This window comes from Mycolicibacterium sp. 624, from assembly GCF_040548615.1.
Classification (GTDB): domain Bacteria; phylum Actinomycetota; class Actinomycetes; order Mycobacteriales; family Mycobacteriaceae; genus Mycobacterium.
In genome coordinates this window covers 786,677-811,926 of sequence record NZ_JBEPRZ010000001.1, presented here as the reverse complement: position 1 = coordinate 811,926, position 25,250 = coordinate 786,677, and the positions used below count along the sequence as shown (strand labels likewise).

19 protein-coding genes and 1 pseudogene are annotated in these 25,250 nt (G+C 69.1%); 7 read left to right on the top strand and 13 right to left on the bottom strand.

Annotation, left to right across the window (positions count from 1 at the left end; all coding sequences use genetic code 11):
- Positions 1–21: 21 nt before the first annotated feature.
- The 4 genes and pseudogenes from sigM to ABIA65_RS03605 all read right to left on the bottom strand — a co-directional run.
- Positions 22–564 (bottom strand): annotated as a pseudogene (sigM, locus tag ABIA65_RS03620) (RNA polymerase sigma factor SigM); the annotation flags it as partial.
- Between the two features lie 131 nt (positions 565–695).
- Positions 696–4,298 carry a murein biosynthesis integral membrane protein MurJ gene (gene murJ, locus ABIA65_RS03615; protein ID WP_502919510.1) on the bottom strand — a complete coding sequence of 1,201 codons (3,603 nt, stop codon included), beginning with the start codon at positions 4,296–4,298 and terminating at the stop codon, positions 696–698.
- On the bottom strand, positions 4,295–6,706 hold the full coding sequence (locus tag ABIA65_RS03610) for a hypothetical protein (protein WP_354522653.1): 2,412 nt from the start codon (positions 6,704–6,706) through the stop codon (positions 4,295–4,297). Before ABIA65_RS03610 ends, murJ begins: the two co-directional genes overlap by 4 nt.
- Positions 6,703–7,518 (bottom strand): NUDIX hydrolase, encoded by an 816-nt coding sequence (locus ABIA65_RS03605; RefSeq protein ID WP_354522652.1) that lies wholly within the window; start codon positions 7,516–7,518, stop codon positions 6,703–6,705. The genes ABIA65_RS03610 and ABIA65_RS03605 overlap by 4 nt, the downstream gene beginning before the upstream one ends.
- 167 nt (positions 7,519–7,685) lie before the next feature.
- Between ABIA65_RS03605 and ABIA65_RS03600 the strand changes: the two genes are divergently transcribed.
- Genes ABIA65_RS03600 through ABIA65_RS03590 form a run of 3 tightly spaced genes read left to right on the top strand, consistent with a single transcriptional unit; the run spans position 7,686 to position 10,606 of the window.
- Complete coding sequence (locus ABIA65_RS03600) at positions 7,686–9,098, top strand: CCA tRNA nucleotidyltransferase (RefSeq protein ID WP_502919533.1); 1,413 nt, start codon at positions 7,686–7,688, stop codon at positions 9,096–9,098.
- A gap of 49 nt (positions 9,099–9,147) precedes the next feature.
- Positions 9,148–9,633 carry a pullulanase gene (locus ABIA65_RS03595; protein ID WP_354522650.1) on the top strand — a complete coding sequence of 162 codons (486 nt, stop codon included), beginning with the start codon at positions 9,148–9,150 and terminating at the stop codon, positions 9,631–9,633.
- Between the two features lie 10 nt (positions 9,634–9,643).
- Complete coding sequence (locus tag ABIA65_RS03590; protein ID WP_354522649.1) at positions 9,644–10,606, top strand: prenyltransferase/squalene oxidase repeat-containing protein; 963 nt, start codon at positions 9,644–9,646, stop codon at positions 10,604–10,606.
- Here the strand turns inward: ABIA65_RS03590 and ABIA65_RS03585 are convergent.
- Entirely contained in the window at positions 10,603–11,379 is a 777-nt protein-coding gene (locus ABIA65_RS03585) for a TIGR03084 family metal-binding protein (protein WP_354522648.1), read from the bottom strand. The two genes, ABIA65_RS03590 and ABIA65_RS03585, sit on opposite strands and share 4 nt — an antisense overlap.
- 9 nt (positions 11,380–11,388) lie before the next feature.
- Positions 11,389–12,681: an MFS transporter gene (locus ABIA65_RS03580; protein ID WP_241402278.1), complete on the bottom strand. Its 1,293-nt coding sequence runs from the start codon at positions 12,679–12,681 to the stop codon at positions 11,389–11,391.
- A 114-nt stretch (positions 12,682–12,795) separates the two neighbouring features.
- On the opposite strand from ABIA65_RS03580, the gene ABIA65_RS03575 reads away from it, so the two are divergent.
- Entirely contained in the window at positions 12,796–13,401 is a 606-nt protein-coding gene (locus ABIA65_RS03575; RefSeq protein WP_241402279.1) for a YqgE/AlgH family protein, read from the top strand.
- A gap of 12 nt (positions 13,402–13,413) precedes the next feature.
- On the opposite strand, the gene ABIA65_RS03570 is transcribed toward ABIA65_RS03575, so the two are convergent.
- Positions 13,414–13,833, bottom strand: coding sequence for a hypothetical protein (locus ABIA65_RS03570; protein WP_354522647.1), 420 nt, complete (start codon positions 13,831–13,833; stop codon positions 13,414–13,416).
- A 70-nt stretch (positions 13,834–13,903) separates the two neighbouring features.
- Entirely contained in the window at positions 13,904–14,833 is a 930-nt protein-coding gene (locus tag ABIA65_RS03565; protein ID WP_354522646.1) for an LpqN/LpqT family lipoprotein, read from the bottom strand.
- Between the two features lie 259 nt (positions 14,834–15,092).
- Between ABIA65_RS03565 and leuS the strand changes: the two genes are divergently transcribed.
- Positions 15,093–17,957: a leucine--tRNA ligase gene (gene leuS, locus ABIA65_RS03560; protein WP_354522645.1), complete on the top strand. Its 2,865-nt coding sequence runs from the start codon at positions 15,093–15,095 to the stop codon at positions 17,955–17,957.
- A gap of 60 nt (positions 17,958–18,017) precedes the next feature.
- On the opposite strand, the gene ABIA65_RS03555 is transcribed toward leuS, so the two are convergent.
- Positions 18,018–18,677 (bottom strand): SDR family oxidoreductase, encoded by a 660-nt coding sequence (locus tag ABIA65_RS03555; protein ID WP_241405940.1) that lies wholly within the window; start codon positions 18,675–18,677, stop codon positions 18,018–18,020.
- A gap of 142 nt (positions 18,678–18,819) precedes the next feature.
- Here ABIA65_RS03555 and ggh point away from each other — a divergent pair, with 142 nt between their 5' ends.
- The gene (gene ggh / locus ABIA65_RS03550) at positions 18,820–20,160 is read left to right on the top strand and encodes a glucosylglycerate hydrolase (RefSeq protein WP_241402283.1); all 1,341 of its coding nucleotides are present in this window, start codon (positions 18,820–18,822) and stop codon (positions 20,158–20,160) included.
- 16 nt (positions 20,161–20,176) lie between these two features.
- Here the strand turns inward: ggh and ABIA65_RS03545 are convergent, their stop codons facing one another.
- From ABIA65_RS03545 to ABIA65_RS03530, 4 genes are read right to left on the bottom strand one after another with little or no spacing between them, the layout of a single operon-like run.
- Positions 20,177–20,644: a MarR family winged helix-turn-helix transcriptional regulator gene (locus ABIA65_RS03545; protein ID WP_241402284.1), complete on the bottom strand. Its 468-nt coding sequence runs from the start codon at positions 20,642–20,644 to the stop codon at positions 20,177–20,179.
- Between the two features lie 40 nt (positions 20,645–20,684).
- Positions 20,685–21,443 carry an amino acid ABC transporter ATP-binding protein gene (locus tag ABIA65_RS03540; RefSeq protein ID WP_305853320.1) on the bottom strand — a complete coding sequence of 253 codons (759 nt, stop codon included), beginning with the start codon at positions 21,441–21,443 and terminating at the stop codon, positions 20,685–20,687.
- On the bottom strand, positions 21,440–23,236 hold the full coding sequence (locus ABIA65_RS03535) for an ABC transporter substrate-binding protein/permease (RefSeq protein WP_354522644.1): 1,797 nt from the start codon (positions 23,234–23,236) through the stop codon (positions 21,440–21,442). The genes ABIA65_RS03540 and ABIA65_RS03535 overlap by 4 nt, the downstream gene beginning before the upstream one ends.
- A gap of 45 nt (positions 23,237–23,281) precedes the next feature.
- Positions 23,282–23,971, bottom strand: coding sequence for a GntR family transcriptional regulator (locus ABIA65_RS03530; protein WP_241402286.1), 690 nt, complete (start codon positions 23,969–23,971; stop codon positions 23,282–23,284).
- Between the two features lie 104 nt (positions 23,972–24,075).
- Between ABIA65_RS03530 and ABIA65_RS03525 the strand changes: the two genes are divergently transcribed.
- A complete protein-coding gene (locus ABIA65_RS03525; protein ID WP_354522643.1) occupies positions 24,076–25,248 on the top strand; it encodes a cytochrome P450 in 1,173 nt (390 codons plus the stop codon).
- The last annotated feature ends 2 nt before the right edge of the window (positions 25,249–25,250 follow it).

Below are 25,250 nucleotides of genomic sequence, written 5' to 3'. Positions count from 1 at the left end.
ATCCTCGCGCGCGAGATCGTCGCGCGAGAGGTAGCCCAGCGTCTCCGCGAGTTTGGTGCGGGCCCGTGCGCATCGGCTCTTGACCGTGCCGACGGGGACGCCGAGTAGGCGTGCCGTCTCGGCGACGGAGTACCCGTGCATGTCGACGGCCACCACCGCGGCCCGCTGCTCGACCGGAAGTCGCAGCAGTGCTCGCTCCACCACCAGGGCGGTCTCCACCCGCGACGTCGGATCACCCGTCGGGTGCGTGTCGTCGAGCAACGGGATGGTCAGATGAGACTTGTTGCGGCGCAACCGGTCCAGGCACGCGTTGACGACGATGCGGTACAGCCAGCTGCTCACCGAGGCGTCATGCCGGAACCCGGGCGCCGTGCGGTGCGCGGAGAGCAGGGCGTCCTGAAGCGAATCCGCGGCGTCCTCGGGACTACGGCTGGTCAGCATCGCCACTCGGTAGAGCTGACGGTGGTAGCGGTAAAACAGTGCCTTGAACGCGTGGGGGTCACCCGCGACGTGGGCCGCGAGCAACTCCGCATCGGACCGACTCCCGCCGGTGACGTCCCCCAAGCTGCTCACAGTCAAACCCTAGGCAACCTGGGGCACCGGTCATGACACCATTTGTGCACAACAGTTGACAGGCCCGATGACCTGCGAGGATCTCGACAACACCCTGGGGATGGCCGCGGGCGCGCCTGGGTTCAGGACGTGGCTTTGAGGGTGATGTCGGACAGCGCGCTCTCGCTTCGGCCGTCCACCGTCCCCAGCTTGGTGATCCACACCAGCACATAGGTTGTCGGGCTCGCACCATCGATGGTGATGGTGTTCGACCCCGTCTTCATCGGGGTCGGCGACGACAACGCCGTGGTGTCGTCCAACGACGACGGGGTGGCGGTATCGGATGAGCGGATCTGGATCGACGTGCCCGTGCTGTTGAGGGTTATCGACACCGAGGCCAGCGTGGTCGGCTGGGGCAGCTGCAGCATGAGCCCCACGCCATTCTTGAACGACGGGAACGGGTCGGAATCACTGTAGGTGTCCGTCGTCCACGCCGTTGCCGGGTTCCCGTCGATGGCCTGAGCCGCCTGCGCGGGGTTGTCTGCCTCACCGCCAGGCGAGAACACCACCGCGCGAACGGGTTTCACGATACCGGTGTCCGCGGTGGTGTTGGACTCGGAGCTGGGAGCGTTGAGTCCGAGCTCCTGACGGTCCAGCGGTCCGCCGACGTCGCCGAACAACCCGCGCAGGCCTATCGCGAGCGCGGCGAGGGCGACAATCAGGATCACGGCGCCCGCGCTGATCCCGATTATCAGGGCCTTGCGGCGGCGAATCCCCGACGCGGGGTCATCCACATCTCTGGGGTCCGTCCGTGAACCCTCGGGGCCGGGGTCGTCGACCGGGGTGATGAGTTCGGTCCTGTCGGCGACGGCCGTCGCCTGCTGCAGCAGATTGAGCAGGGTGCCCGCGGTCCGAATGCCGCCATTCTCCTGGGTGGCCCGTGCCGCGGCGGCCGAGATCTGGAACGGGATGTCACGGTCCACGACGCGCGGCTCGACGGGCATGCCCGCCGCGTCGACATCAGCGGGAGCCAGGTTGCTGCGCACGCCGGACTCGGGGAGCGGCCACCGGTTGACCAGCAGCGCGTACAGGGCTGCGCCGATGCCGCGGATGTCGTTCTCGGGTGACGCATCGGGCAGGCTCGCGGGGAAGGCCAGCGCCACGTCACCGTCGATGCTCACCCGGACCCGGCCGGGATGATCGATGGACAGCGAGACGCCCGCACGATGTGCCGCCTCGGCGGCGGCGGCCAGGGACTGGATGGCGCGGGCGCCGCCGATAGCCGACGGCGCCGTCTCGGCGACCTCTGCCAGCGATCCGCCGCGGATCCACTCCGCCACGACCAGACCGCCCGAGCCGGTTCGTGCCACGTCGAGCACCCGGGCGACGCCGGGCATCTCGAGGTTGCTCAGCTTCATCGTCGCGGTCAGGATGCCCTGGAGCTCGTCATCGGGCAGCTCGGCGTCGGGATCGACGAACGTCAGCGCGACCTGCCGGTCCAGCGCTGTGTCCAGGGCGTGCCAGAACTGAAGGTGCGGCGGGCCGCCGTGGAAGACGAGAAGGCGGTAGCGACCACCGGCGATGGTGGCACCGGGGATGAGGTGCACCTCGTCGTCGGTGGCGGCCTCAATGGGGGGCTCGTTGAGCATCCCGAAGGACAATGCCTCGCGGGTGGGATCGCCGCCGTAATCGGCTGGCGGTCGGCCCGATGCTCCGAAGGCCGCCCCGGTTGAGACGTCGGGTTCGAAGTCGTCGGCCGCGGGACGCGGAATCCGAGTCGTGGCGCCGCCGTCGGGGGCAGGCGTCGAGCCGCCCGTGGAGTCGTCAGTCACTGGTGGACCTCCCTCCCGCAGCCTGCCTCCGGCTACGTCTGCCGGAGGTCCGCCCCGTGGTGCCGGCCAATTTTGACGCGGCGGTAATGGGTGCGGATTCCTGGGCTCAGGGTACGTGACCGGGGGACCCGAATGCGGTGGGACGGGCGGTCCGGCGGGCGCCAGCGCGGCGGGTGCGGGCTCGCCACCCCGTCCCAGCCGACGGCGGACCAGTGCCAGCACCGACTGCGCCTCGGGGACCTTTGCGAGGTGCAGCACCGCGGCGATGATCGGCAGCATGATGACGCCGAGGATCAGCAGCCGCAGCATCGACCCGGCACCGCCACCCTGGGCGGTCAGTTTCTCCAGCCCCAGCAATTGATCGGCGACGTGGCCGATGAGTCCGGCACCCAGCGATGCGGCGATGGTCACCAGAATCGTCCGGATCACCGGCAGCCCGATCATCCGGCCGCCGGGCGGTTTGAGGTTGGCGCGCAGAACGAAGTGCCCGACGATCGCGCCCGCCAAAAAGCCCAGTCCGTTCGCGAGGCCGAGGTAACCGGCGACCAGATCGGGGTCGTCGGTGAGGTGCGGCGCCGCCAGCGAGCCGAGCACCTTGACCGCCGTGATGACGACGATCAGCGCGATCGGCGTCCACGGCTGCTGCCGGGCGTAGAACACCCGCAACTGCAGGAGCACCATCGAGTACGGGATTAACGTGAACGCCGACAACGAGATCGCCATGCCGAGGTAGCCGGCGTCGACCTCGCCGAAGTTGCCGTAGGCGAACAGTGCGGTGCCGATCGCCGGGCCGCCCACCGTCATGAACGCGACGATCGGGATCAGGGTCACCATCGTCAGTCGGGTCGCCAGTGACAGGTCGGCCAGCACGGCCGGGATGTCGTCGGCGGCGGCGTTGCGCGATAGCCGCGGCATGACGACCGTCAGCACCGTCACGCCGATCATGCCGAACGGCAGCATCAGCACGAGCCAGGTGTAGTTGTAGATCGCCGGCCCGGAAGCCGCGGAGCTACTGGCGATCTGGTTGCCGACGATCAGGCCCACCTGGCTGATCAGGACGTAGAGAACCATCGCCGCGGCCATCGTGCCGAACTGTTTGAGCCGCTCGTCGACGCCCCACAACGGGCGCAGGCTGACTCGTTCCCGCCGGATCGCGACCAGCAGCACCGCGGTCTGCGCGAACACGCCGAGCGTGGTGCCGATGCCGAGTACCAGCAGCTTGGCGTTGCCCATCTCCACCGGATCCAGCGAGAGTTCGCCGGGCACCAGCACGTAAAGCCCCAGTGTCGCGATGGCGACGACGTTGTTGACCACGGGCGCCCATGCGGGAGGGCCGAACACGTTGCGGGTGTTCAGGATCGCCATGAACACCGACGAGAGCCCGTAGAAGATCACTTGGGGCAGAAGGAGATACGCGAACGCCGTGGTGAGCGAGCGGTTCACCAGCGGGTCGTCGCCGAGCATGAGCCGGACCAGCACCGGTGCCAGGGCCACCGACAGCACGGTCGCGAAGAGCAGCAGTGCGGTGGCCAGCGTGACGAGCCTGCGCACGAATGCGGTTCCGCCGTCGGGGTCGTCGCGTTCGGCACGGGCCAGCACCGGTACGAAGATCGCCGTGAACGTCGCCTCCAGCACGAGGGCGGCGATGAGGTTCGGCAGCTGGTTGGCGACCGAGAAGGCACTGGACAGGGCCGCGCCGAGGATTGCGGCCAACAGCACGATCCGGATGAATCCGGTGATGCGGCTGATCAGTGTCGCGAACGCCATGCCCCATGACCGCGATACCACCGCGGCGTCGGACAGCTCCTTGCGGACGGGCTGTGCCGCGATCTGACCGGCGCGGCGTCGTGGCGCGGGACCGCGCGGAATCCGTTGGCGCGGTGGCGCGGGCACCGGTCGCCTCGGCGTGCTCACGTCTTGTCGTCCGGCGCGTGAGCGATCGCGACGTCGAGGGGATCGGGATGCTCGGGTGCGGTCCTGCCGGGCGGTCGGTCGAGGTCGGCACGGTCGGGTTGGCCGCGGAAGCGGTGCCACAACCGTCGGCCGGCGAGCAGGAACAGCACGGCACCCGCCGACAGCGTGATGAAGAACAGCACCTTGCCGTAGGCGTTCGAGTGGACCGACAGCCGGACCGGTTCGCCCAGCGGCAGCCCGTCAGCGGTGTGCAGCGACACGTCCACCGCCACACGCTGGGTGAAGTGCACCTCGATGGGCACCCGCAGTGGCAGATAGCCCGGCGGCAACTCGATCTCGCCCATATCGGTCACGGTCATACCGGGTGGCGCGTTGACGTCGAGCCGCACCCGGATCGGCACGGGAAGGTCGTTGCGCAATGCCATCGGCAGCGGACTGCGCTCGGTCGCCAACGTGTAGGACCCACCGGGGTTGACGATGGTGACGGCGTTGAAGAGGTCGTTGACGGTCGCCGCGGCCCGCGTCGCCCGCTGCTCGGCCAGGCCGTTGCGGGCGGCGGCGGGCACGGACTGACTCAGGGCGCGCAGCATGTCCTCGCGCAGGGGAGCGGTGTACTGGGTGCCTGTCAGACCCGTTCTCTCGTCGGTCGTCAGCGCCGCTGTCAGGCCCCACAGCCTGGCGGTGGCGCCCGCGATCTGTGCGATGACGCCGTCGCTGAACCGTGCCCGCGGGTTGGTCGCCGAGTCGTCGGGCAGCGCCTCGTCGACCGCCGGACTGACGGCACTGCTCTCGGCGATGACGGCGGTCAGCGGCCGCGGCACGCTGAGCCCCGCGTGGATCGAGGTGGCCAATGTCGACAGCACCGCGGTGGCGTCGTCGGGCCCGAGGTTCCACACCAGCGGCGGCATCAGGACTTCGGTGCGCGGCTCGGTGTCCGGTCGCAGTCCGCGCCACAGCATCGCCCCGACCGCATCCTGGCGGCGTGCCACCGGGGAGTCCTGCTGGACCGGAACCTCAAGGGAGGCACTCAGATACGACGGTGATGACGGGGTGTCGCCCGCACCGGCGAGCGCGGCGCCCACCGACGGGTCGAACGGCGCAGCCACCACCGCGGGGGTATAGCGCCGAGGCGCGAGGTCCGCGGCAGGCGCGTCGCTGTTCGCCGAGTCCTGCGCTGTCGACTCGGCGGCGGCGATCGCCACCGTCGGGCCGCGCTCGGACAGCAATCGCACCGCCGGGCCCGTCAGCGGCCCGTCGGCGACGAGGGTGGCGCCGCGCACGGACTGGACGCCCAGGATCTGGTCGACGACCGTTGCGGCGTCGATGGTGGCGATGGACGACAGGCCGGGATCGGCGACGCGTTGTAGGGCCGTGAGGTCGGCCTGCGCGTACACCGAGGAGACCACGCACATGCGCTGTGCGAGCGCCCGCAGCCTGGCCAGCCATCCGATCGCGGCGTCCTGGCCCGTGCCCGGGCGGCTGGCGCCGGTGATGCCGGCCTCGGGGGAGTCGACGACGACGTAGCCGGCCGTCATCGCGTTCACGGTGACCAGCAGGTCGGGGTCCACCGCCAGACACAGCGCGCTGCGGATCTCACCCGTGGGATCGACGGGTGGACTGGTGGCGAAGTCCGCCGCCGACAGCAGGACCTCGAGGCGGCCGCTGGGGGCCAGCGACGTCGCGAGGTCGTCGTCGAGGAGGCGGACCGGCACCGTTCCACCCGGCGCACCCGGAGCCAGGCGTGGCTTGTCCGCCAGTGGCCACAGCATCGTCACGCCGACCGGACGGGAGGTGTCGGGGGGGACCACCGAGGACACGGGGTTGGCGGATTCCGATGACGACGGCACGCCGAGCACCGGCAGGAGAAAACGGGCGTCGTCGAGGCGGGCCGGTGCGCCGTAGTCGGGGGTGCCGTTGACGTTGACGAGCACCGGGTACACACCGGGCTCCTCGACCTGCAGCGACGGGCTGTCGTCGGAACGGATCGGGTAGGTCAGCGTGAAAGGGACGCTCTGGTCCTCCTCGAGCTCGGGTGCCACGGTGATGAAGTCGGCCACGGGCCGGTACTGCTCACCGTCGCCGACGAGGTTGGTGCGCAGACCGTTCGACGTCGTCACGGCGGCGGCCTGCTCGAGGCGGACCACCACATCACGCACGGGGCGGTCACCGACATTGGCGACGGTTCCCGAGACCGTCACCAGAGGTTCACTGGTGGTGCTGACGATATCGGGGGTCACCTCGTCGATGCGCAGCTTGAGGAACTGGTTGGTACCGGGTTCGCCGGCCTGCGCGCGCGGCAGGACCGACAGTGCGGCGATGGGTGCGGCTATGAGGCTCAGGAGTACGACGGCGGCCAGCAAGCGCAGAAGGACAATCCCAGCGGCCGACGGGGCCGCCCGAAAACTCATGGTCCCTGGCCGCAGCCGTTCGCCCGCCGGCCAGGTTGGGGTTGAGTGGACTCGTCGGGGCGACGGTTGCGGGTGTGGGAGTGCGTTTGCGCCCGCCGCCGCGGAGAGCTCCGCGGCAGGGGCGGCAGCGCGCCCGGTCCGTCGGTGTGAAGTGTGTCGATCAGGTCGCCAGCGACCTGCGCGAGGCGGCGCTCGTCGGCGTAGGCCAGCCGCGACGGAAGTTCCCGAAGCGGCACCCAGGCCACCTCGCTGACCTCGACGTCGTCATCGCAGAGCTCCCCGCCGAGGAACCGCATGAGGTAGTGGTGGACGGTCTTGTGCACGCGGCGACCCTCGGTGACGAACCAGTAGTCGATGCTGCCGAGCGCGGCGAGCACGCTGCCCTCGATGCCGGTTTCCTCGGCGACCTCGCGGATCGCGGTCTGCTCGGCGGTCTCACCCAGCTCGATGTGTCCCTTGGGCAGCGACCACAGCATGCGACCACGGCGGTCGAGGCGCCCGATGAGCGCGGCGACCTGACGGTCCTTGGGGCCGTCGATACCGTCGATGACCAGGCCACCCGCTGATGTCTCGTGCACGGTGCGGAGTCGGTCCGCCGGGCGACGTGTGGGGCCGGGTTTGTGGGAGTTGGTCGACGGGGCCGGGCGGGGTGTCTCGACGGGGGCGCTGGCGTCGGCTTCGGCGGGTTGGGTCATGGGCTGCGTGGTGGGCTTGGCGCCTGATTTGCCGCCGGCCTCGGGCGGCCCGGCCGAGCGTCGGCCGCGGCGCCTTCCTCGGCGCCGTCGTGGTTTGGCCTGTTCGCCCTCCGACACCCAAGCGATAGTAGTTGCCACTTGGTTTCCACCCTGCCGCCACTCGCTGTTGGTGCCTTGCTGATGCTCAGTCGTTACGCTGCCGCGTGACTTCTGGTGATCGCCCATTAGGCTCACCGAACGTGCCGATCGACCCCGCCGCCAACGCTCCGCTGTTGGCCGCCGCCATGCGGAGCCTGTCTCCGCACGCTCCGCTGCTCTCGGAGTTGGGCGCGCTGTTCGAGGGGGCCGGACACCAGCTGTACCTGGTCGGCGGCAGCGTGCGTGACGCCGTGCTCGAGCGGCCGGTGACCGACCTGGACTTCACCACCGACGCCCGCCCCGACGCCATCAAGCGCATCGTGAGCGGCTGGGCCGACGGTCTGTGGGAGACGGGCATCGAGTTCGGCACGATCGGCCTGACGAAGCGCAAGCTGCGCCTGGAGATCACCACGTTCCGCGCCGACAGCTATGACCAGGTGTCGCGGAACCCCACCGTCGAGTTCGGTGACCGGCTCGAGGACGACCTGGTGCGCCGCGACTTCAAGGTCAACGCCATGGCGGTCGGCATCACGGGCGACGGCATCGGCGAGTTCTTCGACCCGCAGGACGGGCTGGCCGACGCCACCGCCGGTGTGCTGGACACACCGTCGGCGCCGGAGGTGTCGTTCGGCGACGATCCACTGCGCATGCTGCGCGCGGCGAGGTTCGTCTCACAGCTGGGCTTCACCGTCGCCCCGCGGGTACATGAGGCGATGCAGCGCATGGCCGGTGAACTCGGTCGCATCACCGCCGAACGCGTCGCCGCCGAACTGGACAAGCTGCTCTCCGGCAAGGACCCGGTGGCCGGTGTCGATCTGATGGTGCAGACCGGGCTCGGCGAGATCGTCCTGCCCGAGATCGGCCAGATGCAGATGGCGATCGACGAACACCATCAGCACAAGGACGTCTATCAGCACTCGCTGACCGTGCTGCGTCAGGCCGTCGACCTGGAGGACTCCAGGGAGAGTCCGGACCTGGTGTTGCGATGGGCGGCGTTGATGCACGACATCGGCAAGCCGGCCACCCGCAGGCACGAGTCCGACGGCGGCGTCAGCTTCCACCACCACGAGGTGGTTGGGGCGAAGATGACCCGCAAGCGGATGCGCGCGCTGAAGTACTCCAAGCAGATGGTCGACGATGTGTCCCAGCTGGTGTACCTGCACCTGCGCTTCCACGGTTACGCGGACGGCACTGGGACCGGCAAGTGGACCGACTCGGCGGTGCGGCGCTACGTCACCGACGCCGGGCCGCTGCTGCCGCAGCTGCACAAGCTGGTCCGCGCGGACTGCACCACCCGCAACAAGCGTCGCGCCGCCCGGCTGCAGGCCAACTACGACGATCTCGAGCAGCGGATCGCCGAGCTCGCCGCCAAGGAGGACCTGGCGAGGGTGCGCCCGGACCTCGACGGCAACGAGATCATGTCGATCCTCGGCATCCAGGGCGGACCGGTGGTCGGGCAGGCGTGGAACCACCTCAAGGAGTTGCGGATGGAGCGCGGGCCCCTCGAGCACGACGAGGCTGTGGCCGAACTTCTGAAATGGTGGAACGCCAGAGGCTAGCGCTGCGTCCTAGTTAGGTGGGGCGAGCGTAGCGACGGGGGATGAGCCAGTGGACTACTGCGTCGGCGACGGCGACGGCGGGGCGAGCATGTCGGCGGCGGAGCCGAACCTCGACATCGACGGTGACGGCACCCTCGACGCGTTCGGGCTCGACTTCGACGGTGACGGGCTGGCGGACGACGCGCTGGCCGATCTCGACGGTGACGGGCTGGCCGACCACGCGGTGTTCGACCTCGAGGAGGCGGGCGGGCAGCGCTTCACCGATGACGGGTCGGGCACCTGGGCGGTGAGCGTGGAGCGCGGCGCGCAGCTGCGCTGGTTCGGCCTCGACGGCGCCGAGTCGCTGGGCGGGCCGCTGGTGGACTTCGACGGTGACGGTGAGGTCGATGACCGGTTGCTCGACGTCGACCATGACGGACTGGCCGACCGGGTGCTGGCCGGTGCGGTCGCCCATGTCGACACCGATGGTGACGGGCAGTGGGACGTCATACTGACCGACTCCGATGACGACGGGTTGGCCGACTCGGCGGGTTAGGTTCTTGGGCATGGTGTCCGACAACGTGGCGGCCTGGCTTCTCGACTCGGACCCCGCGCTGCGGTGGCAGGTCGAACGCGATCTGCTGGCCGCTCCCGAGCAGGTGTGGCGGGCGACGCGGGCCCGGGTCGCCGAGGAGGGTTTCGGGGCGCGAATGCTCGCGCTCCAGGACGCCACCGGCCAGTGGGCTGGTGGGGCATTCTTCCCCGCCGGATTCGACTTCGACACGGTGGAGGCTGACGGGCAGCCGTGGACGGCGACCACCTGGTCGCTGAACTCGCTGCGTGAGTGGGGCCTGGATCCTGCGGTGCTACGTGCCCGCCGCACACCGGAGCTGATCGCCGAGCACTCGCGCTGGGAGTACGAGGACCTGCCGTACTGGGATGGCGAGGTCGACTGCTGCATCAACGCGTGGACCCTGGCCAACGGAGCATGGCTGGGTGTCGACGTGACGCGTCTGGTCGACTGGTTCGCCGACCACCAACTGGCCGACGGTGGCTGGAACTGCGAATGGGTGGAGGGTTCGACGCGCTCGTCATTTCACTCGACACTCAACTCGCTCAAGGGGTTGCTCGCCCACGACTCATTCGCGAAGACCGACACGACGCGGGCGGTGCGACGCGGCGGCATGGAGTACCTCCTGACGCGAGGACTGCGCCGACGACTGTCGACGGGCGAACCGGTGGGGCCGTGGACCAACCAGTTTCGGTATCCGCACCGCTGGGCCTACAGCGTCCTCAACGCCGCGGACCACTTCCGCGCGGCATCGCTCGTGGACGGGACGCCACCGGATCCGCGCCTTGCAGATGCCGTCGAAATCATCAGGGCGGCAAGGCAATCCGACGGACGCTGGCTGCAGGGCCCACGACTAACCGGGCGGGTGTGGTTTGACGTCGACGTGACCGAGGGCGAGCCGTCGAAGTGGCTCACGCTGTTCGGGACGCGCGTGCTGTCCTGGTGGGACGAGCGCTAGTCCCGACCGACTCCGGGTGGACCGGCGAATGCCTGCGCGATGGTCAGCCACCGCGCCGCGTCGTCGCCGATGGCCGTCACGTCGAGATCGGCGCGCGGCCTGCGCTGCGTGACCAGCATGCAGAAGTCCTCCGCCGACCCGGTGACGCGCTGCGTGGCGTCGGCGGGACCCCACGACCACGTCGACCCGTCGGGGGCGCGCAGTTCGACCAGGAACGGGTCGGCCGGCGGAGTGAGTCCGTGCACGGTGAACGCGAAGTCGCGGGTGCGGACCCCGATGTGTGCGATCGAGCGCAACCGCGCGGTGGGCACCCGGCTCACCCCGAGCGCGTCGGCGACGTCGAGGCCGTGCGCCCAGGTCTCCATGAGCCGCGCCGTCGCCATCGAGGCCGCGCTCATGGGCGGTCCAAACCAGGGCAGCTTGCGACCGTCGGTGACGCGGGGCAGCTCGTCATGTAGCCGGGTGCGGGTGGCGCGCCACTGTGCCAGCAGCTCGGCGGCCGGCAGTGCGGCCAGTTCCTCGGCGCCCTCGTCGACGAAACCGGTGGGGTTCTTGGCGGCCTCGGTCAGCAGATCGGCGAAACCCGCCTCGTCGGTGACGGAGACAACCGCCACCCGGTCCGTCCACAGCAGGTGTGCGATCTGGTGGGCGATGGTCCAACCCGGGGCGGGGGTCGGGGTGCGCCAGCCCCCATCGGTCAGCCCGGCGACGATTGCATCGAGATCGTCGCTCTCGGCCCGAAGGTCGGCGACCACCGCGTCGGCTCCAGCCATGGTTCGACCCTAGACCGGTGCGCCCGACGCCCTGCCGCGCCTGCCGATCGCCGCGTGCGCGGCAAGCCCGACGAGGTAGGCGACGACCCCGGCCAGCGCCAGGCCGGGTGAGTCCCCGTCATCGGGAATGAAGTTGGCGGACGCTGCGATCGCGCCGATGAACGCCACCCAGAACAACGAGTCCTGCACCGTGAACACGTGACCGCGCAACGCGTCGTCGACGTCGATCTGCATGGCCGTGTCGGCGCACAACTTGACCACCTGGCCCAGGGCGCCGAGCAGGAAGCCGCACCCAATCATCAACGGCAGATACAGCCCAGAGCCGACGAGTTGGATCACCGCGGCCACGGCCAGCGCTCCGTTGACCGTCGCGTAGCGGCCCCACCGCCGAACCGCGCTCGGCGTCACCAGCGTGGCGAGGAACGAGCCGAGACCGGCCGCCCCGACGAACAGCACGACGGTGCCGAGGCCCGCGACGTCGTGGCTGCCGCTGTGCCGGACCAGGATCAGCACCAGCAACGTGTTGATGCCGAACACCACCCGGTGGGAGGCCAGCCCGGTCAGCGTGGCCGCGACCGTCGGCACAGAGGCGACGGTGCGCAGTCCGTAGCCCCAACCCGTCGCCACCACGTAGGCGACCGAGCCGTGCACCGCACGCAGCGTGTGGTCGGGGCCGAGCACGTGCGGCTTGAACCGGATGGAGAACACCAGCGCGAGTGCCACCGGTATCGCAGCCAGGTAGATGATCACCGACCCCCCGGTGTCACCCGAGCCGAACAGCCACCGCGGAAGCAGCATGAAGTAGGCACCGAGGAACGCCGCGACCGCGCCGCATGCGGTGGCCACCGAGTTCATCGTGACGACCTGATCGCGGGGCACCACGTGCGGCAGCGCGGCGGACAGCCCCGAGGACACGAACCGGGTGAACCCATTGACGATCAGCGCGCCGCACAGGATCGGCAGGTCGCCCGCGCCCACCGTCAACAGCGTGGCCACCACGAGCATGAGCATCAGTCGTGCCACGTTGGCGCCGACCAGCACCAGGCGGCGGTCCCACCGGTCCAGCAGCGCGCCTGCGAACGGGCCGAGAATCGAATAGGGCAGAAACAGCACCGCGAACGCGCCCGCGATGGCCCACGGTCCGACGGCGCGCTCGGGGTTGAACAGCAGCGCGCCGGCCAGGGCAGCCTGAAACAGGCCGTCGCCGAACTGGCTGACCGCGCGCAGTTCGAGAAGGCGCCGGAACTCGGTCATGCCGCGCAGCGACCGCAGTACGGCTAGGTGTCCTCGAGCGTCAGCCACTTCATTCCCGAACTTGTTCGACTCGACGGTCGTCGACCCTTCCCACAGTACAAATATCTCGACGGGCCGCGCCTGTTCGCCACCGCGGCCAGGCCCGAGTGCGATGATGGAGGGGTGGCGCAGTCAGACGAGCCGGAGGACTTCCTTGCCCCCGCAGCGCATCGGGTCCGCGCGGGAACGCTGCTACTCGCCAACACCGATCTGCTGGAACCCACCTTCCGCCGCAGCGTGATCTATGTCGTTGAGCACAATGACGGCGGCACGCTGGGCGTGGTGTTGAACCGGCCCAGCGAGACGGCCGTCCACAACGTGCTGCCGCAGTGGGCCGACCTGGCGATCAAACCCAAGACCATGTTCGTCGGCGGTCCGGTCAAGCGGGATGCCGCGCTGTGCCTGGCGACGATGCGCGCGGGTATCGACCCCTCCGAGGTGCCGGGGTTGCGGCACGTGCAGGGTCGGATCGCGATGGTCGATCTGGATGCCGAACCCGAGTCGATCGCCGCCGTCGTGGAGGGTGTGCGGATCTACGCGGGCTACTCGGGCTGGACAATCGGCCAGCTCGAGGGCGAGATCGAGCGGGACGACTGGATCGTGTTGTCGGCGTTGCCCTCGGACGTGCTCGTCGAAGCGCGGGTGGATCTCTGGTCGCGGGTGCTGCGTCGTCAGCCGCTGCCGTTGTCGCTGTTGGCGACCCATCCGATCGACGTCAGCCGCAACTAGGCGGTTGACGCGTCAGCTGCAGGACAGCGTGCAGGACGCACACGAGCCGGCGCAGCCGTCGGCGCCCGAGGTGACGCTGGCCATGGACTCCTGACGAGCCTCCTGGGGAGTCTCCTGAGGGGAGTCCTGACAGCACCGCTGGCTTGCCTCGTGGCGGGCTACCATCTTCGCGGCCTGGTAGCACCCGGCGGCGATGGTGCCGATGGCTCCGATGACGCACACGATCAACAGCAGCACGTCGGCACCGGCGGGCGCGGACAGCGCTGCGGCACCGCCCGCGGCCAACATCACCGAACCCGCCAACTGAGTCGGTGCGACCGAACGCAGGACGGCCCGGACGGGATCGCCGGGCCGGGGCCGCGCCAGCAGCCACACTCCGGTGGCGGCGACGACGGCGGCGGCGCACAGGCACAGCACCGCGGCGATCAGCATGCGAACGAGGATACGAGCCCGGGCATCCGCCCGACGTCTTGGGGCGGTGCGGACCGTACTGCGGGTGCCTCTAGCTGGGCAGGCCTGGCAGCAGGGGCGCCGGAGCGGCCGCGGGTGCGGGTGCGGGTGCGCCGGGGGCTGGCGGCGGGGCGGGCTGCGCGGCGTCCGGTGAGGTCACCCGGAAGCCGTTGACGATCGCATCGGTCGCGTCACCCGCGGCCACCGACACCTGCGCACTGGTGGTCACCGACAGGGTCACCAGGTAGCGATCCGGACCGGACTGCGCGATGACATGCCTGCGCGATGTGTTGAGGGTGAGGTTGTTCTGCCGGTAGGTGCCCTCGATGATCGACGACGGCATGCCGCCGAAGTCCGCGAGCGACCCGTCGGTGCTGCGCCAGGCCGGCAGCTGCTGGCTCTCGATGAAGCCGTGGCTGATGGCCTCCTTCGGGTCGAAGTCGCCGACGAGCTTGTAGACCACCAGGGCCGCATTGGAGGTGTAGAGGCCGTCGCCGCCGACGCGGTCGGCGAGCACCGCGAACGCGTCGGGGACATTGGGATCGGGCACATGAGCCCAGCCCTGCGGCATCGGAAGCACGATGTTCAGCGCCTTGAACCCGTTGCTGACCTGCGGCTCGAGCGTGACGTTGTGTTCCTTGAAGAAGTCACTGAGCGTGCCGGAGGCCGCCGGGAGAATGGTCGGCGCAACCGCGACGGGGACCGCCGGGGCGGCCGCGTTGAGGCCCGCGGCGGGCACGGCGCCGGGCGCCTGTGCCGCTGCCGCAACCGGTGCGATGTCCGGCGTGACCGGTGCGACGGGTGCCGCGGGGGCGCCAGCCTGCACCGTGATCGTCTGCGTCACGGTGGCGGGCGCAGGCTGCGGGGGAAGCGGCAGGGTCGGCTCGGCGGACGCAGTGGTACCCGCGAATCCGACGACGCCTGCGACACCCGCGGCGACGCCTCCTGTGACAAGCCCCCAACGGCGGGCATTCGCGAACATCTGACGGCGTTCCTTCCACGTGGTGAACGGGTGACGAGACCCCGGTCATGCTGGTCAGGGGCCGACTGTAACCACGGGTCGTGGTGCGCCACCAGGCCAGGAACGGACCTGCAACCGTCCGCTGACCGGTCTGCAATGGAACCGATACCTAGGCGTCTGCCGGCCGCGCCGTCGGTGGGAGTGCACTGGCCGACCTGTGGTGACGGCGGCCACATGGCGCGGCGGGATTGTTCATCAGGGCGTTGACTACCCTGTTCACGTGACAGACCGGCCCGACCACGTCGACAACAACGACACGTCCGACACCCCCAGGCACCGCTACACCGCGGACCTGGCGGCGACGATCGAGCACACGTGGCAGCAGGCGTGGGCTGATCGGGGCACCTTCAACGTGCCCAACCCGGTCGGGTCACTGGCGCCGACGGACGGTACGCCGGTGCCCACGGACAAGATGTTCGTCCAGGACATGTTCCCGTACCCGTCGGGTGAGGGTCTGCACGTCGGACACCCGCTCGGATACATCGCGACCGACGTCTACGCGCGCTACTTCCGCATGACCGGGCGCAACGTCTTGCACGCGCTGGGCTTCGACGCGTTCGGTCTGCCCGCCGAGCAGTACGCGGTCCAGACGGGCACACATCCGCGGACCCGCACCGAGGCCAATATCGTCAACTTCCGTCGGCAGCTGGGCCGGCTGGGCCTCGGACACGACGCGCGCCGCAGCTTCGCCACCACCGACGTCGACTTCTACAAGTGGACGCAGTGGATCTTCCTGCAGATCTTCAACGCCTGGTTCGACACCACGGCCGACAAGGCCAGGCCGATCGCCGATCTCATCGCCGAATTCGACTCCGGAGCACGCCAACTCGACGACGGCCGGCAGTGGTCGGAGCTGTCCGAGGGTGAGCGCCGCGACGTCATCGACTCCTACCGGCTGGTCTACCGCGCCGACTCGATGGTGAACTGGTGCCCGGGACTGGGCACGGTGCTCGCCAACGAGGAGGTCACCTCCGACGGCCGCAGCGACCGGGGCAACTTCCCGGTGTTCCGTAAGCGCCTGCGGCAGTGGATGATGCGCATCACCGCCTACAACGACCGGCTGATCGACGATCTCGACGTGCTGGACTGGCCCGACAAGGTCAAGGCCATGCAGCGCAACTGGATCGGACGCTCGACCGGTGCGCAGGTGCGGTTCACCACCGACGTCGGCGATATCGAGGTGTTCACCACCCGACCCGACACCCTGTTCGGCGCCACCTACATGGTGCTGGCACCGGAGCATCCCCTCGTCGATGCGTTGACGGCCCCGGCGTGGCCCGCCGACACCGACACCCGGTGGACCTACGGCGCCGCGAGCCCCGCCGAGGCGATCGCGACCTACCGGACCGACATCGCCGCGAAGTCCGATCTGGAGCGCCAGGAGAACAAGTCCAAGACCGGTGTGTTCACCGGCTCCTACGCCATCAATCCCGTGAACGGCCAACGCATTCCGGTGTTCATCGCCGACTACGTGCTGATCGGCTACGGCACTGGCGCGATCATGGCGGTGCCCAGCGGCGACCAGCGCGACTGGGACTTCGCGACGCAGTTCGGCCTGCCGATCATCGAGGTGGTCTCGGGCGGAGACGTCTCCGTGGCGGCCTACAACGGTGACGGTGAACTGGTCAACTCCGACTACCTCAACGGGCTGAGCGTCACCTCGGCCAAGGAGGCGGTCATCGCGCGGCTGGTTGCCGACGGCCACGGGCAGGCGCGTGTCGAGTACAAGCTGCGGGACTGGCTGTTCGCCCGGCAGCGCTACTGGGGCGAGCCCTTCCCGATCGTCTACGACTCCGACGGCCGCGCCCACCCGCTGCCGGATTCGGTTCTGCCCGTGGAACTCCCGGATGTCCCGGACTACGCGCCGGTGCACTTCGACCCCGACGACGCCGACAGCGAGCCCTCCCCGCCGCTGGGCAAGGCCACCGAGTGGGTGCACGTCGAACTCGATCTCGGCGACGGGCTGCAGGACTACACCCGCGACACCAACGTCATGCCGCAGTGGGCGGGCAGCTCCTGGTACGAGCTGCGCTACGCCGACCCGCACAACTCGGAGACGTTCTGCGCCAAGGAGAACGAGGCCTACTGGATGGGGCCCCGCCCCGCCGAGCACGGTGCGAACGACCCCGGGGGTGTCGACCTCTACGTCGGTGGCGTCGAGCACGCGGTGCTGCACCTGCTGTACTCGCGGTTCTGGCACAAGGTGCTCTTCGACCTGGGCCACGTCAGCTCCCGTGAGCCCTACCGCCGGCTGGTCAACCAGGGCTACATCCAGGCGTTCGCCTACACCGACGCGCGCGGATCGTATGTGCCCGCCGCCGAGGTCACCGAACGCGACGGCAAGTTCTACTGGCCCGGCCCCGACGGTGAGGTCGAGGTGAACCAGGAGTTCGGCAAGATCGGCAAGAGCCTGAAGAACTCGGTCTCACCCGACGAGATCTGCGATGAGTACGGCGCCGACACCCTGCGCGTGTACGAGATGTCGATGGGTCCGCTGGAGGCGTCGCGGCCGTGGGCCACCAAGGACGTCGTCGGCGCGTACCGCTTCCTGCAGCGGGTGTGGCGCGTCGTGGTCGATGAGGAGACCGGCGCCGATCGCGTCGCCGACCACGAGCAGATCAGCGACGAGACGCTGCGACTGCTGCACAAGACCATCGCCGGCGTCGCGGAAGACTATGTGGCACTGCGTAACAACACCGCGGCGGCCAAGCTCATCGAGTACACCAACCACCTGACCAAGGAGGGCGTGACAGCCCGCGCGGCCGTCGAACCGCTGGTGCTGATGGTCGCGCCGCTGGCGCCGCACCTGGCCGAGGAACTGTGGAGGCGGTTGGGCCACGACGCGTCGCTGGCGCACGGACCCTTCCCGCAGGCCGACCCGGCCTACCTGGTCGACGACACCGTCGAGTACCCGGTGCAGGTCAACGGCAAGGTGCGCAGCCGGATCACCGTGGCCGCCGACGCCGACGCGGATGCCCTGGAGGCCGCCGCGCTGGCCGATGAGAAGGTCGTCGCGTTCCTGGACGGCGCCACGCCGAAGAAGATCATCGTGGTGGCCGGACGCCTCGTCAACATCGTCGCGTAGCCGTGATTTCGGCGCGTTCCGGAGCGCTCACCGCTCCTTTCCGCGCCGAAATCGCAGGGGCTAGTGCGGGCGGGGGCGCAGGATCACCTCGTGGACGTGACCGTCGGGCGGGGTGGCGACGGCCTGCGCGACGGCCGCGGCGACGGTGTCGGCTGACAGGAACTGCCCGGGGTCGTACTCACGACCCTCGTACGCGATGAGATCGCGCTGCATGTCGGTGTCGATCCGGCCCGGATGGATGGACGTGACGCGCAGAGCGGGTTCGTCGGCGCGCAACGAGTCGGCGAACGCCCGCAGCGCGAACTTGCTCGCCGAGTAGGACGCCAGCCCGGGTGAGGCGTTGATACCGGCCCCGGAGTTGATGAACACCACGTGACCGCCGGCATGGCGCAGCGCGGGCAGCAGTGCCAGCGTGAGTGCGACGGCGCCGATGACGTTGACCTCGAAGGTGTCCCGCCACTCGTCGACCGTGGACTCGCCGACCCGGCCGGGTAGCGACACCCCGGCGTTGTGGATCAGCACGTCGAGATCGGTCAGCACCTCGGCGGCGGGCTCGATCGACGCCGGATCGGCCAGGTCCAGCGGCCACGTCGGGGCCCCGAGCCGCTCGGCCACCGCGTCGAGCCGGTCGGACGGGCGGCCCGCCAACAGCAGCGTGTGGGTGGGGGCAAGGGCGGTGGCGATGGCGGCTCCGAGGCCGCCGCCCGCTCCGGTGATCATCGCGGTGCGGGTCTGCTCTTCGCGCAAGCGCTCATCGGAACGGGTCTGCTCTTCGCGCGAGCGCTCATCGGAAGCCACGCCGCAACGTTACCGAGACCCATCCGTCCTGCGCCGTTCGCCTCGACGTCGCAGAATTGAACCAATGCCTCCCGATCCGACCTTCGCGCCCACGCAGTTGGCGGCCCGCGCCGCCTACCTCCTGCGTGGCAACGACCTCGGCGTGATGACCACCGCCGCACCCCTGCTGTACCCCCACATGTGGAGCTGGGACGCGGCGTTTGTGGCCATCGGGCTGGCCCCGCTGAGCGTCGAACGCGCCGTCGTGGAGCTCGACACCCTGCTGTCGGCGCAGTGGCGCAACGGGATGATCCCGCACATCGTCTTCGCCAACGGCGTCGACGGGTACTTCCCCGGCCCGGCCCGCTGGGCGTGCTCGGCGCTGGCGGCTGACGCCCCGCGCAACCGGCACACCTCAGGCATCACCCAGCCGCCGGTGCATGCGATCGCGGTGCAGCGCATCCTCGATCAGGCGCGTACCAGGGGCCGCTCCACCCGCGCTGTCGCCGAGGCGTTCCTGGATCGCCGCTGGCCCGATCTCGTGCGGTGGCACCGCTGGCTGGCCGAGGCACGCGACCCCCACTCGCGCGGCCGGGTCACGCTGTACCACGGCTGGGAGTCGGGCATGGACAACTCGCCGCGCTGGGACAGCGCCTATGCCAACGTGATTCCCGGCAATGTGCCCGAGTATCAGCGCGAGGACAACAAGGTCAACACCGACGCCAGCCAGCGCCCGTCGGATCACGAGTACGACCGCTACCTGTGGCTGGTCGAGGAGATGAAGTCGGCGCGCTACGACGACGATCTGCTGCCCAAGGTGATGAGCTTCGCGGTCGAGGACGTGTTCGTCTCGGCGGTGCTCTCGGTGGCCTGCACTGTGCTCGCCGAGATCGGCGAGGACTACAAGCGCCCGCTCGCCGACGTCCGCGACCTGTACGCGTGGGCCGAGCGGTTCCGGGGCGGTGTCGTCGAGGCGGCCGACCAAAGGACCGGGGCGGCAAGGGATTACGACACCCGCGCGGAGCGCTGGATCGCGACCGAGACCGTCGCGCAGTTTGCGCCGCTGCTCTGCGGTGGATTGCCTCACGACCGGGAGCGCGCGCTGCTGAAGCTGCTCGAGGGCCCGCGGTTCTGCGGACATCCCGACCTCAAGTACGCGTGCATCCCGTCGACGTCTCCGGTGTCGAGGGACTTCCGGTCGCGTGAGTACTGGCGCGGCCCGGTCTGGCCGGTGATGTCGTGGCTGTTCTCCTGGTGCTTCGCACGTCGCGGATGGGCCGAGCGCGCGGCGATGCTGCGTCGCGAGGGATTGCGGCAGGCCAGCGATGGCAGTTTCGCGGAGTACTACGAGCCGTTCACGGGCGAGCCGTTGGGCAGCATGCAGCAGTCGTGGACCGCCGCGGCGGTCCTGGACTGGCTTGGGTGACGTCGAGGCGGTGCGATCAGCCCTCGGTCTGTTCGGCCAGCCGTGTCAGCGGGGCCAGCGCCTGGGCGAGGGTGGTGCGTTCCTCGACGGTGAGTTTGCTCAGCATGGCCGCCAGCGCGGCACGACGCACCGCGAGAGCCTCGCGGTGCTGAACCAGTCCGCGGGGGGTGACGTCGACGAGAACGGCACGTAAATCGGAGGGGTCGCGGGAGCGCTTCACCAGCCCGAGTTTCTCGAGTCGGCGGATCGCCACGGTGGTGGTGGGCGTGCGGACGCGCTCGTGGGCGGCGAGCTCGGTCATGCGGATCGGACCGAGGTCGAGAAGCGTCAGCAGGATCGACAATTGCGCCAGCGTCAGGTCGGCACCGGCCTCTGCGCCGGGGGGCTTCGTCTCGCCAGTTCGGCGGAGCACGGAGAACAGCTTGGAGAGCACTTGTTGCAGCTCCCCAGCCAGCTCAGTGACCTGCGGCTCCGTATCCACCATAGTTTGGCAGTCTAACCTGTCGCCTCTTGTCAGCAGCCGTTTAGAGCACCTGAGACAGGAACTGGCGCAGCCTGTCGGTCTCGGCGGACTCGAAGAGCTGCTCGGGTGGTCCGGACTCGACGACCCGCCCGTGATCCATGAAGACCACGGAGTCCGCGGTCGATCGGGCAAAGCCCATCTCGTGGGTCACGACCACCATCGTCATACCGTCGGAGGCGAGCTCGGCGATCAGCGCGAGGATGCCCTTCACCAGCTCGGGGTCGAGTGCGGAGGTGGCCTCGTCGAAGAACATCAACTGCGGTGCCATGGCCAGCGCCCTGGCGATCGCCACCCGTTGCTGTTGCCCACCCGAGAGCGTGCCGGGCCGCACCTGCGCCTTGTGCTTCAACCCGACGCGCTCGAGTTGCGCCATACCCAGTTCCGTCGCCTCGTCGACCCCGAGGTTCTTCAACTTGCGCGGTGCCAGCGTCACGTTGTCGAGCACGCTGCGATGCGGGAACAGGTTGAACTGCTGGAACACCATGCCGATCCGTTGTCGCAGCTTGTCGGGATTGTCCTTCAGCACCGAGCGGCCGTCGAGCAGGATGTCGCCGCGGTCGGGTTCGTGCAGCCGGTTCAGGGTGCGCAGTAGCGTCGACTTGCCCGATCCCGACGGCCCGATGACCGCCGTGGTGGTGCCGGCGGGGACGTCGATGTCGACGCCGCGGAGCACCGTGTTCACGCCGAAGGACAGATGAATGTCCTTGCCCGCCAATGAGACCGGTTCGAAGCCCTTCCCGGGGCCGCCTGTCGTACTCACACCATCTCCTGTGTTGTCGCGGGATTGGCGGGGTCGAGCGGATCGTCGGGCTCGGTCTGCGCGCGTCCACGTCGCAGGCGCGCATCGATGTAGTTGACGAGGTGGGTCAGCGGGATGGTCAGCGCGAGATAGAACAACCCGGCGGCCACCAGCGGGGACAGATTGCCGGTCTGCGCGTTGAGATCCCGGCCCACCTGGAACAGCTCACGCTGACTGGCGATCAGGCCGAGGAAGTAGACCAGCGAGGACGCCTTGAGCAGCGAGATGAACTGATTCACCAGCGCGGGTAGGACGCGCCGGATGCCCTGGGGCACCACCACCAGACGCATCGAGGAGCCGTAGCTGAAACCCAGTGCGCGCGAGGCCTCCAGCTGGCCTGCCTCCACGCTCTGGATGCCGGATCGAAAGATCTCACCGACGTAGGCGCCAGCCATCAGGCCCAACGCGGCGATGCCAAGCGGGTAGGGGTTGTTGCCGGTCAGTCCGCCCACGATGGGCCCGACGCCCAGCCCGATCAGCAGGATGATGACGACCTCGGGTAGCCCGCGGAAGATGTCGGTGTACACCCGGGCCGGCCAGCGCAGCCAGCGAGAGCGGGAGATACCCGCGATCGCCAGCGCCATGCCGAGGACCAGGCCGATGATGCTGGCCGCGAACGTCAGTATCAAGGTGTTGGGCAGGCCGGTCTTGAACAGGTCGGGGATGGCCTGCCGGTAGAGGTCCCAGTTGAGGAAGGTCTCCTTCAGTTGGGACAGTGTGGATTTCGGCCCTACGGGCGAGTCGGGTGAGGTGGACTGCGCCGCGCGCTCGGCGATCGCCGCGAAGTCGGGAAGCTGGGGAGGCGGAGCCGCCTTCGACCCGGGTTTCCATCCCGGCGGCAGCGCCCGGGGCACCCAGTCGGAGTACAGCCGCGCCCAGCTGCCGTCGGCGATCACCGCGTCGAGGCCCGAGTTGAGCGCGTTGATGAGCGGCTGGTTGGTCTTGTCGACCGCGTAGGCGACGAAGTTGTCCAGGCTGAAGGTGTTCTCGACGATCTGGGCGGGATCACCGGGTTGCACCGTGCCCTGTGCCTGCTGTGAGGGCGCCACCCAGGCGTCGATCTGCCGGGTCTTGAGGCTGCCGTAGACGGTGTTGTAGTCGGGGAACTTGACCGGGTCCAGGCCAAGGGTGTCGACGACGTAGGCCTCCTGCACGGTGCCCTGCACAACGCCGATCCGTTGACCCGGGGCCAACTGGGTGAAGCTGGTGATCGGTGAGCCCGTCGGCACCACGAGGGAGAAGTAGCCGAAGTCGTAGCCGTTGGTGAAGCCGACGGTCTTGCGCCGCGCATCGGTGGTGGTGATCGATGACGAGCCGACGTCGAAGCGGCGCGACGCGACCTGGGCCAGCAGACCGGAGAAGTCGGTCCCGACGAAGTTCACCCGCAGGCCGAGTTTGTCGGCGATGGCCCGCAGCAGTTCATTGTCGAAACCCGTGAACTGGCCCGCGGAGTTGATGCAGATGCTCGGCGGGGCGTCCGAGAGCGTGCCGACGGTGAGCACTCCGGGGGTGCCCAGACCCAGCGCCGCGACGTCGACGGTATCGAGGGGTTCCACGGTGGGCGTGGTGTATCGATCGGACTCGGGTCCCTTGGCGGCCGCGGCCAGGTTGGTCGGCAGCGCGCTCGCGCTCTGCTCACCCGGAGGCGCGCACTGGTCGTCGTTGGCCAGCGCGGTCGGCGCAAGGCCGAGGCCGCAGATGATCGCCAACACCAGTGCCAGCACGGTCGCCCGGAGAACCCCGTCGCGTGTCATCGTGAAAACGTAACGAACGCGGTCCCGGGAATTAGCCCCTTCCCCTCATTCAGAACGCAATGGATGGGTTTGGTGTCTCTGTGATGGCGGGAGCACGCCGCGCCGGATCAGCTCGGACACCATGATCCGGCCCATCAGCAGGGACCGCTCCTCGCATGTGGTGCGGGCCTGATCAGCGTCCCGACCGGTGATGGCGGTGAACTCGGTCTCGTAGAACGGCAGCAGCTCGTCATGGCTGTCGGTGTAGACCTTCCAGAAGGTCTGCGGCATCAGTGTCGCGGCGGAGTGGATGGCCGCCAGCAGCCGGGGGCCTGCGTAGGTGTCGTTGACGATGCGGCGGAACTTCGCCGCGGACTGCTGGAAACCCTTGGACTCCACGCGATTGCGCAGATTCTCCAGCACCTTGCCGAGCCGCTCCGCCAGCTCGTCGGTGGGGTCGGCGGCTGCGCGGGCCGAGGCGACGCCGTTGAGCACACCGTCGATCTCGTAGTGCTCCAGCACGGCCCGGTGGTCGAAGCGCTCGATGTAGGCGCCGCGGTGGTAGCGGGTCGAGAGGATGCCGTCGTGCTCGAGTTGGATGACGGCCTCCTGCACCGGCACGCGGCTCAGGCCCAGCTCCTCGGCGATCTCGTTGCGATCGAGGCGGTCCCCAGAGCGGAGTTTTCCAGTCAGAACCAGGTTGACGATGTGACCGACAACCTGATCCTTCTCCTTGACCCCGTACTTCTTGGGCATAGCTCTTTGGAGTGTCTCACGGGGTTGGCGGGCCGGCGAGGCGCCCGATGCCGGATCCCGCAATCCGATCAAACGAGACTATCGTTCTCGTTACGCTGCCGAGCATGACCACTGCGGCCGTGCACCACACCTACTACGACGATGCACCGATGCGGCCCGACCGGTCCGCGGCCATGGACTATCTGCGCCGTCCCGGGGAGGTCTACCGGGCCGGTGACGTCTACTACATCACCAGCCGCGAAGGGGTGCGCTACGCGCAGACGCACCCCGAGATCTTCTCGTCGGAGAAGGCGTTCGACGGGTTGAGCGCGATGATCCAATTGATCCCGCTCGCCGTCGATCCGCCCGATCACGCGCGCTACCGCAAGGTCCTCGACCCGTTCTTCGGTCCCAAGCGGATGCGCGAACTCGAGGACGGCCTGCGCGCGCAGGTGCGGGCCCATATCGACGCGTTCGCCCCGACGGGCCAGTGCGAGGTCATGGCTGATCTGGCCCGCAAGTTCCCGACGCAGGCGATCCTGACGTTGCTGGGCCTTCCGCACGACGATCTGCCGCAGTGCCTGGACTGGATCGACGGCCTCTTTCACTCGGGGACGGTGGAGCAGGCGAACGGCGAGGCCAGTGCGCGCCAGATGGAGTGCTCGATGGCGTTGTTCGGCTACCTGCAGGACAAGATCGCGCACAAGCGCGCACATCCCGGTGACGACCTCATCAGTGGCGTCCTGGCGATCACCGGCGACGATGCCTGGACCGACGAGCAGATGCTCGGCATGTGCTTTGTGCTGGTACTCGCCGGCCTCGACACCGTGACCGCGGCTATCGGATTCTGTCTGCTGCGGCTTGCCGAGGACCCCGCGCTGCGACGCACGCTCATCGCCGACCCGGCGCGCCTACCGTTCTTCATCGAGGAGGTACTGCGGCTGGATGGTCCGGCGCAGATGGTGCCGCGAGCGACGACCCAGGACGTCGAGGTGGCGGGGACGCTGATCCCGGCCGGGACGCAGGTAGTGCTGGTGCTTGGCACCGCGAACCGTGAGGGCTTGCGGTCGACCAACGTCGACGTCATCGACCTCGATGAGCGCATCACCCACCTGGCGTTCGGCGGAGGGATCCACCGGTGCCTGGGGGTTCACCTCGCGCGCGCCGAGCTTCGACTGATGCTCGAGGAGTTCCACGCCCGCATCCCGGACTACCGGTTGGCGGACATCCCGAAGCTGTCGTGGCCCGCCGCGGTGGTGTCCCTGGAGACGCTGTCGCTGACCTTCCCGCCGAGCTAGAC

What these genes read in the sequence shown, in the direction of transcription:
- ABIA65_RS03610 (WP_354522653.1), bottom strand. Translation starts at nt 6,706, where the DNA reads ATGAGTTTTCGGGCGGCCCCGTCGGCCGCTGGGATTGTCCTTCTGCGC.
- ABIA65_RS03600 (WP_502919533.1), top strand. Translation starts at nt 7,686, where the DNA reads ATGCGGAGCCTGTCTCCGCACGCTCCGCTGCTCTCGGAGTTGGGCGCG.
- ABIA65_RS03590 (WP_354522649.1), top strand. Translation starts at nt 9,644, where the DNA reads ATGGTGTCCGACAACGTGGCGGCCTGGCTTCTCGACTCGGACCCCGCG.
- ABIA65_RS03585 (WP_354522648.1), bottom strand. Translation starts at nt 11,379, where the DNA reads ATGGCTGGAGCCGACGCGGTGGTCGCCGACCTTCGGGCCGAGAGCGAC.
- ABIA65_RS03570 (WP_354522647.1), bottom strand. Translation starts at nt 13,833, where the DNA reads ATGCTGATCGCCGCGGTGCTGTGCCTGTGCGCCGCCGCCGTCGTCGCC.
- ABIA65_RS03565 (WP_354522646.1), bottom strand. Translation starts at nt 14,833, where the DNA reads ATGTTCGCGAATGCCCGCCGTTGGGGGCTTGTCACAGGAGGCGTCGCC.
- ABIA65_RS03555 (WP_241405940.1), bottom strand. Translation starts at nt 18,677, where the DNA reads ATGATCACCGGAGCGGGCGGCGGCCTCGGAGCCGCCATCGCCACCGCC.
- ggh (WP_241402283.1), top strand. Translation starts at nt 18,820, where the DNA reads ATGCCTCCCGATCCGACCTTCGCGCCCACGCAGTTGGCGGCCCGCGCC.
- ABIA65_RS03545 (WP_241402284.1), bottom strand. Translation starts at nt 20,644, where the DNA reads ATGGTGGATACGGAGCCGCAGGTCACTGAGCTGGCTGGGGAGCTGCAA.
- ABIA65_RS03535 (WP_354522644.1), bottom strand. Translation starts at nt 23,236, where the DNA reads ATGACACGCGACGGGGTTCTCCGGGCGACCGTGCTGGCACTGGTGTTG.
- ABIA65_RS03530 (WP_241402286.1), bottom strand. Translation starts at nt 23,971, where the DNA reads ATGCCCAAGAAGTACGGGGTCAAGGAGAAGGATCAGGTTGTCGGTCAC.
- ABIA65_RS03525 (WP_354522643.1), top strand. Translation starts at nt 24,076, where the DNA reads ATGACCACTGCGGCCGTGCACCACACCTACTACGACGATGCACCGATG.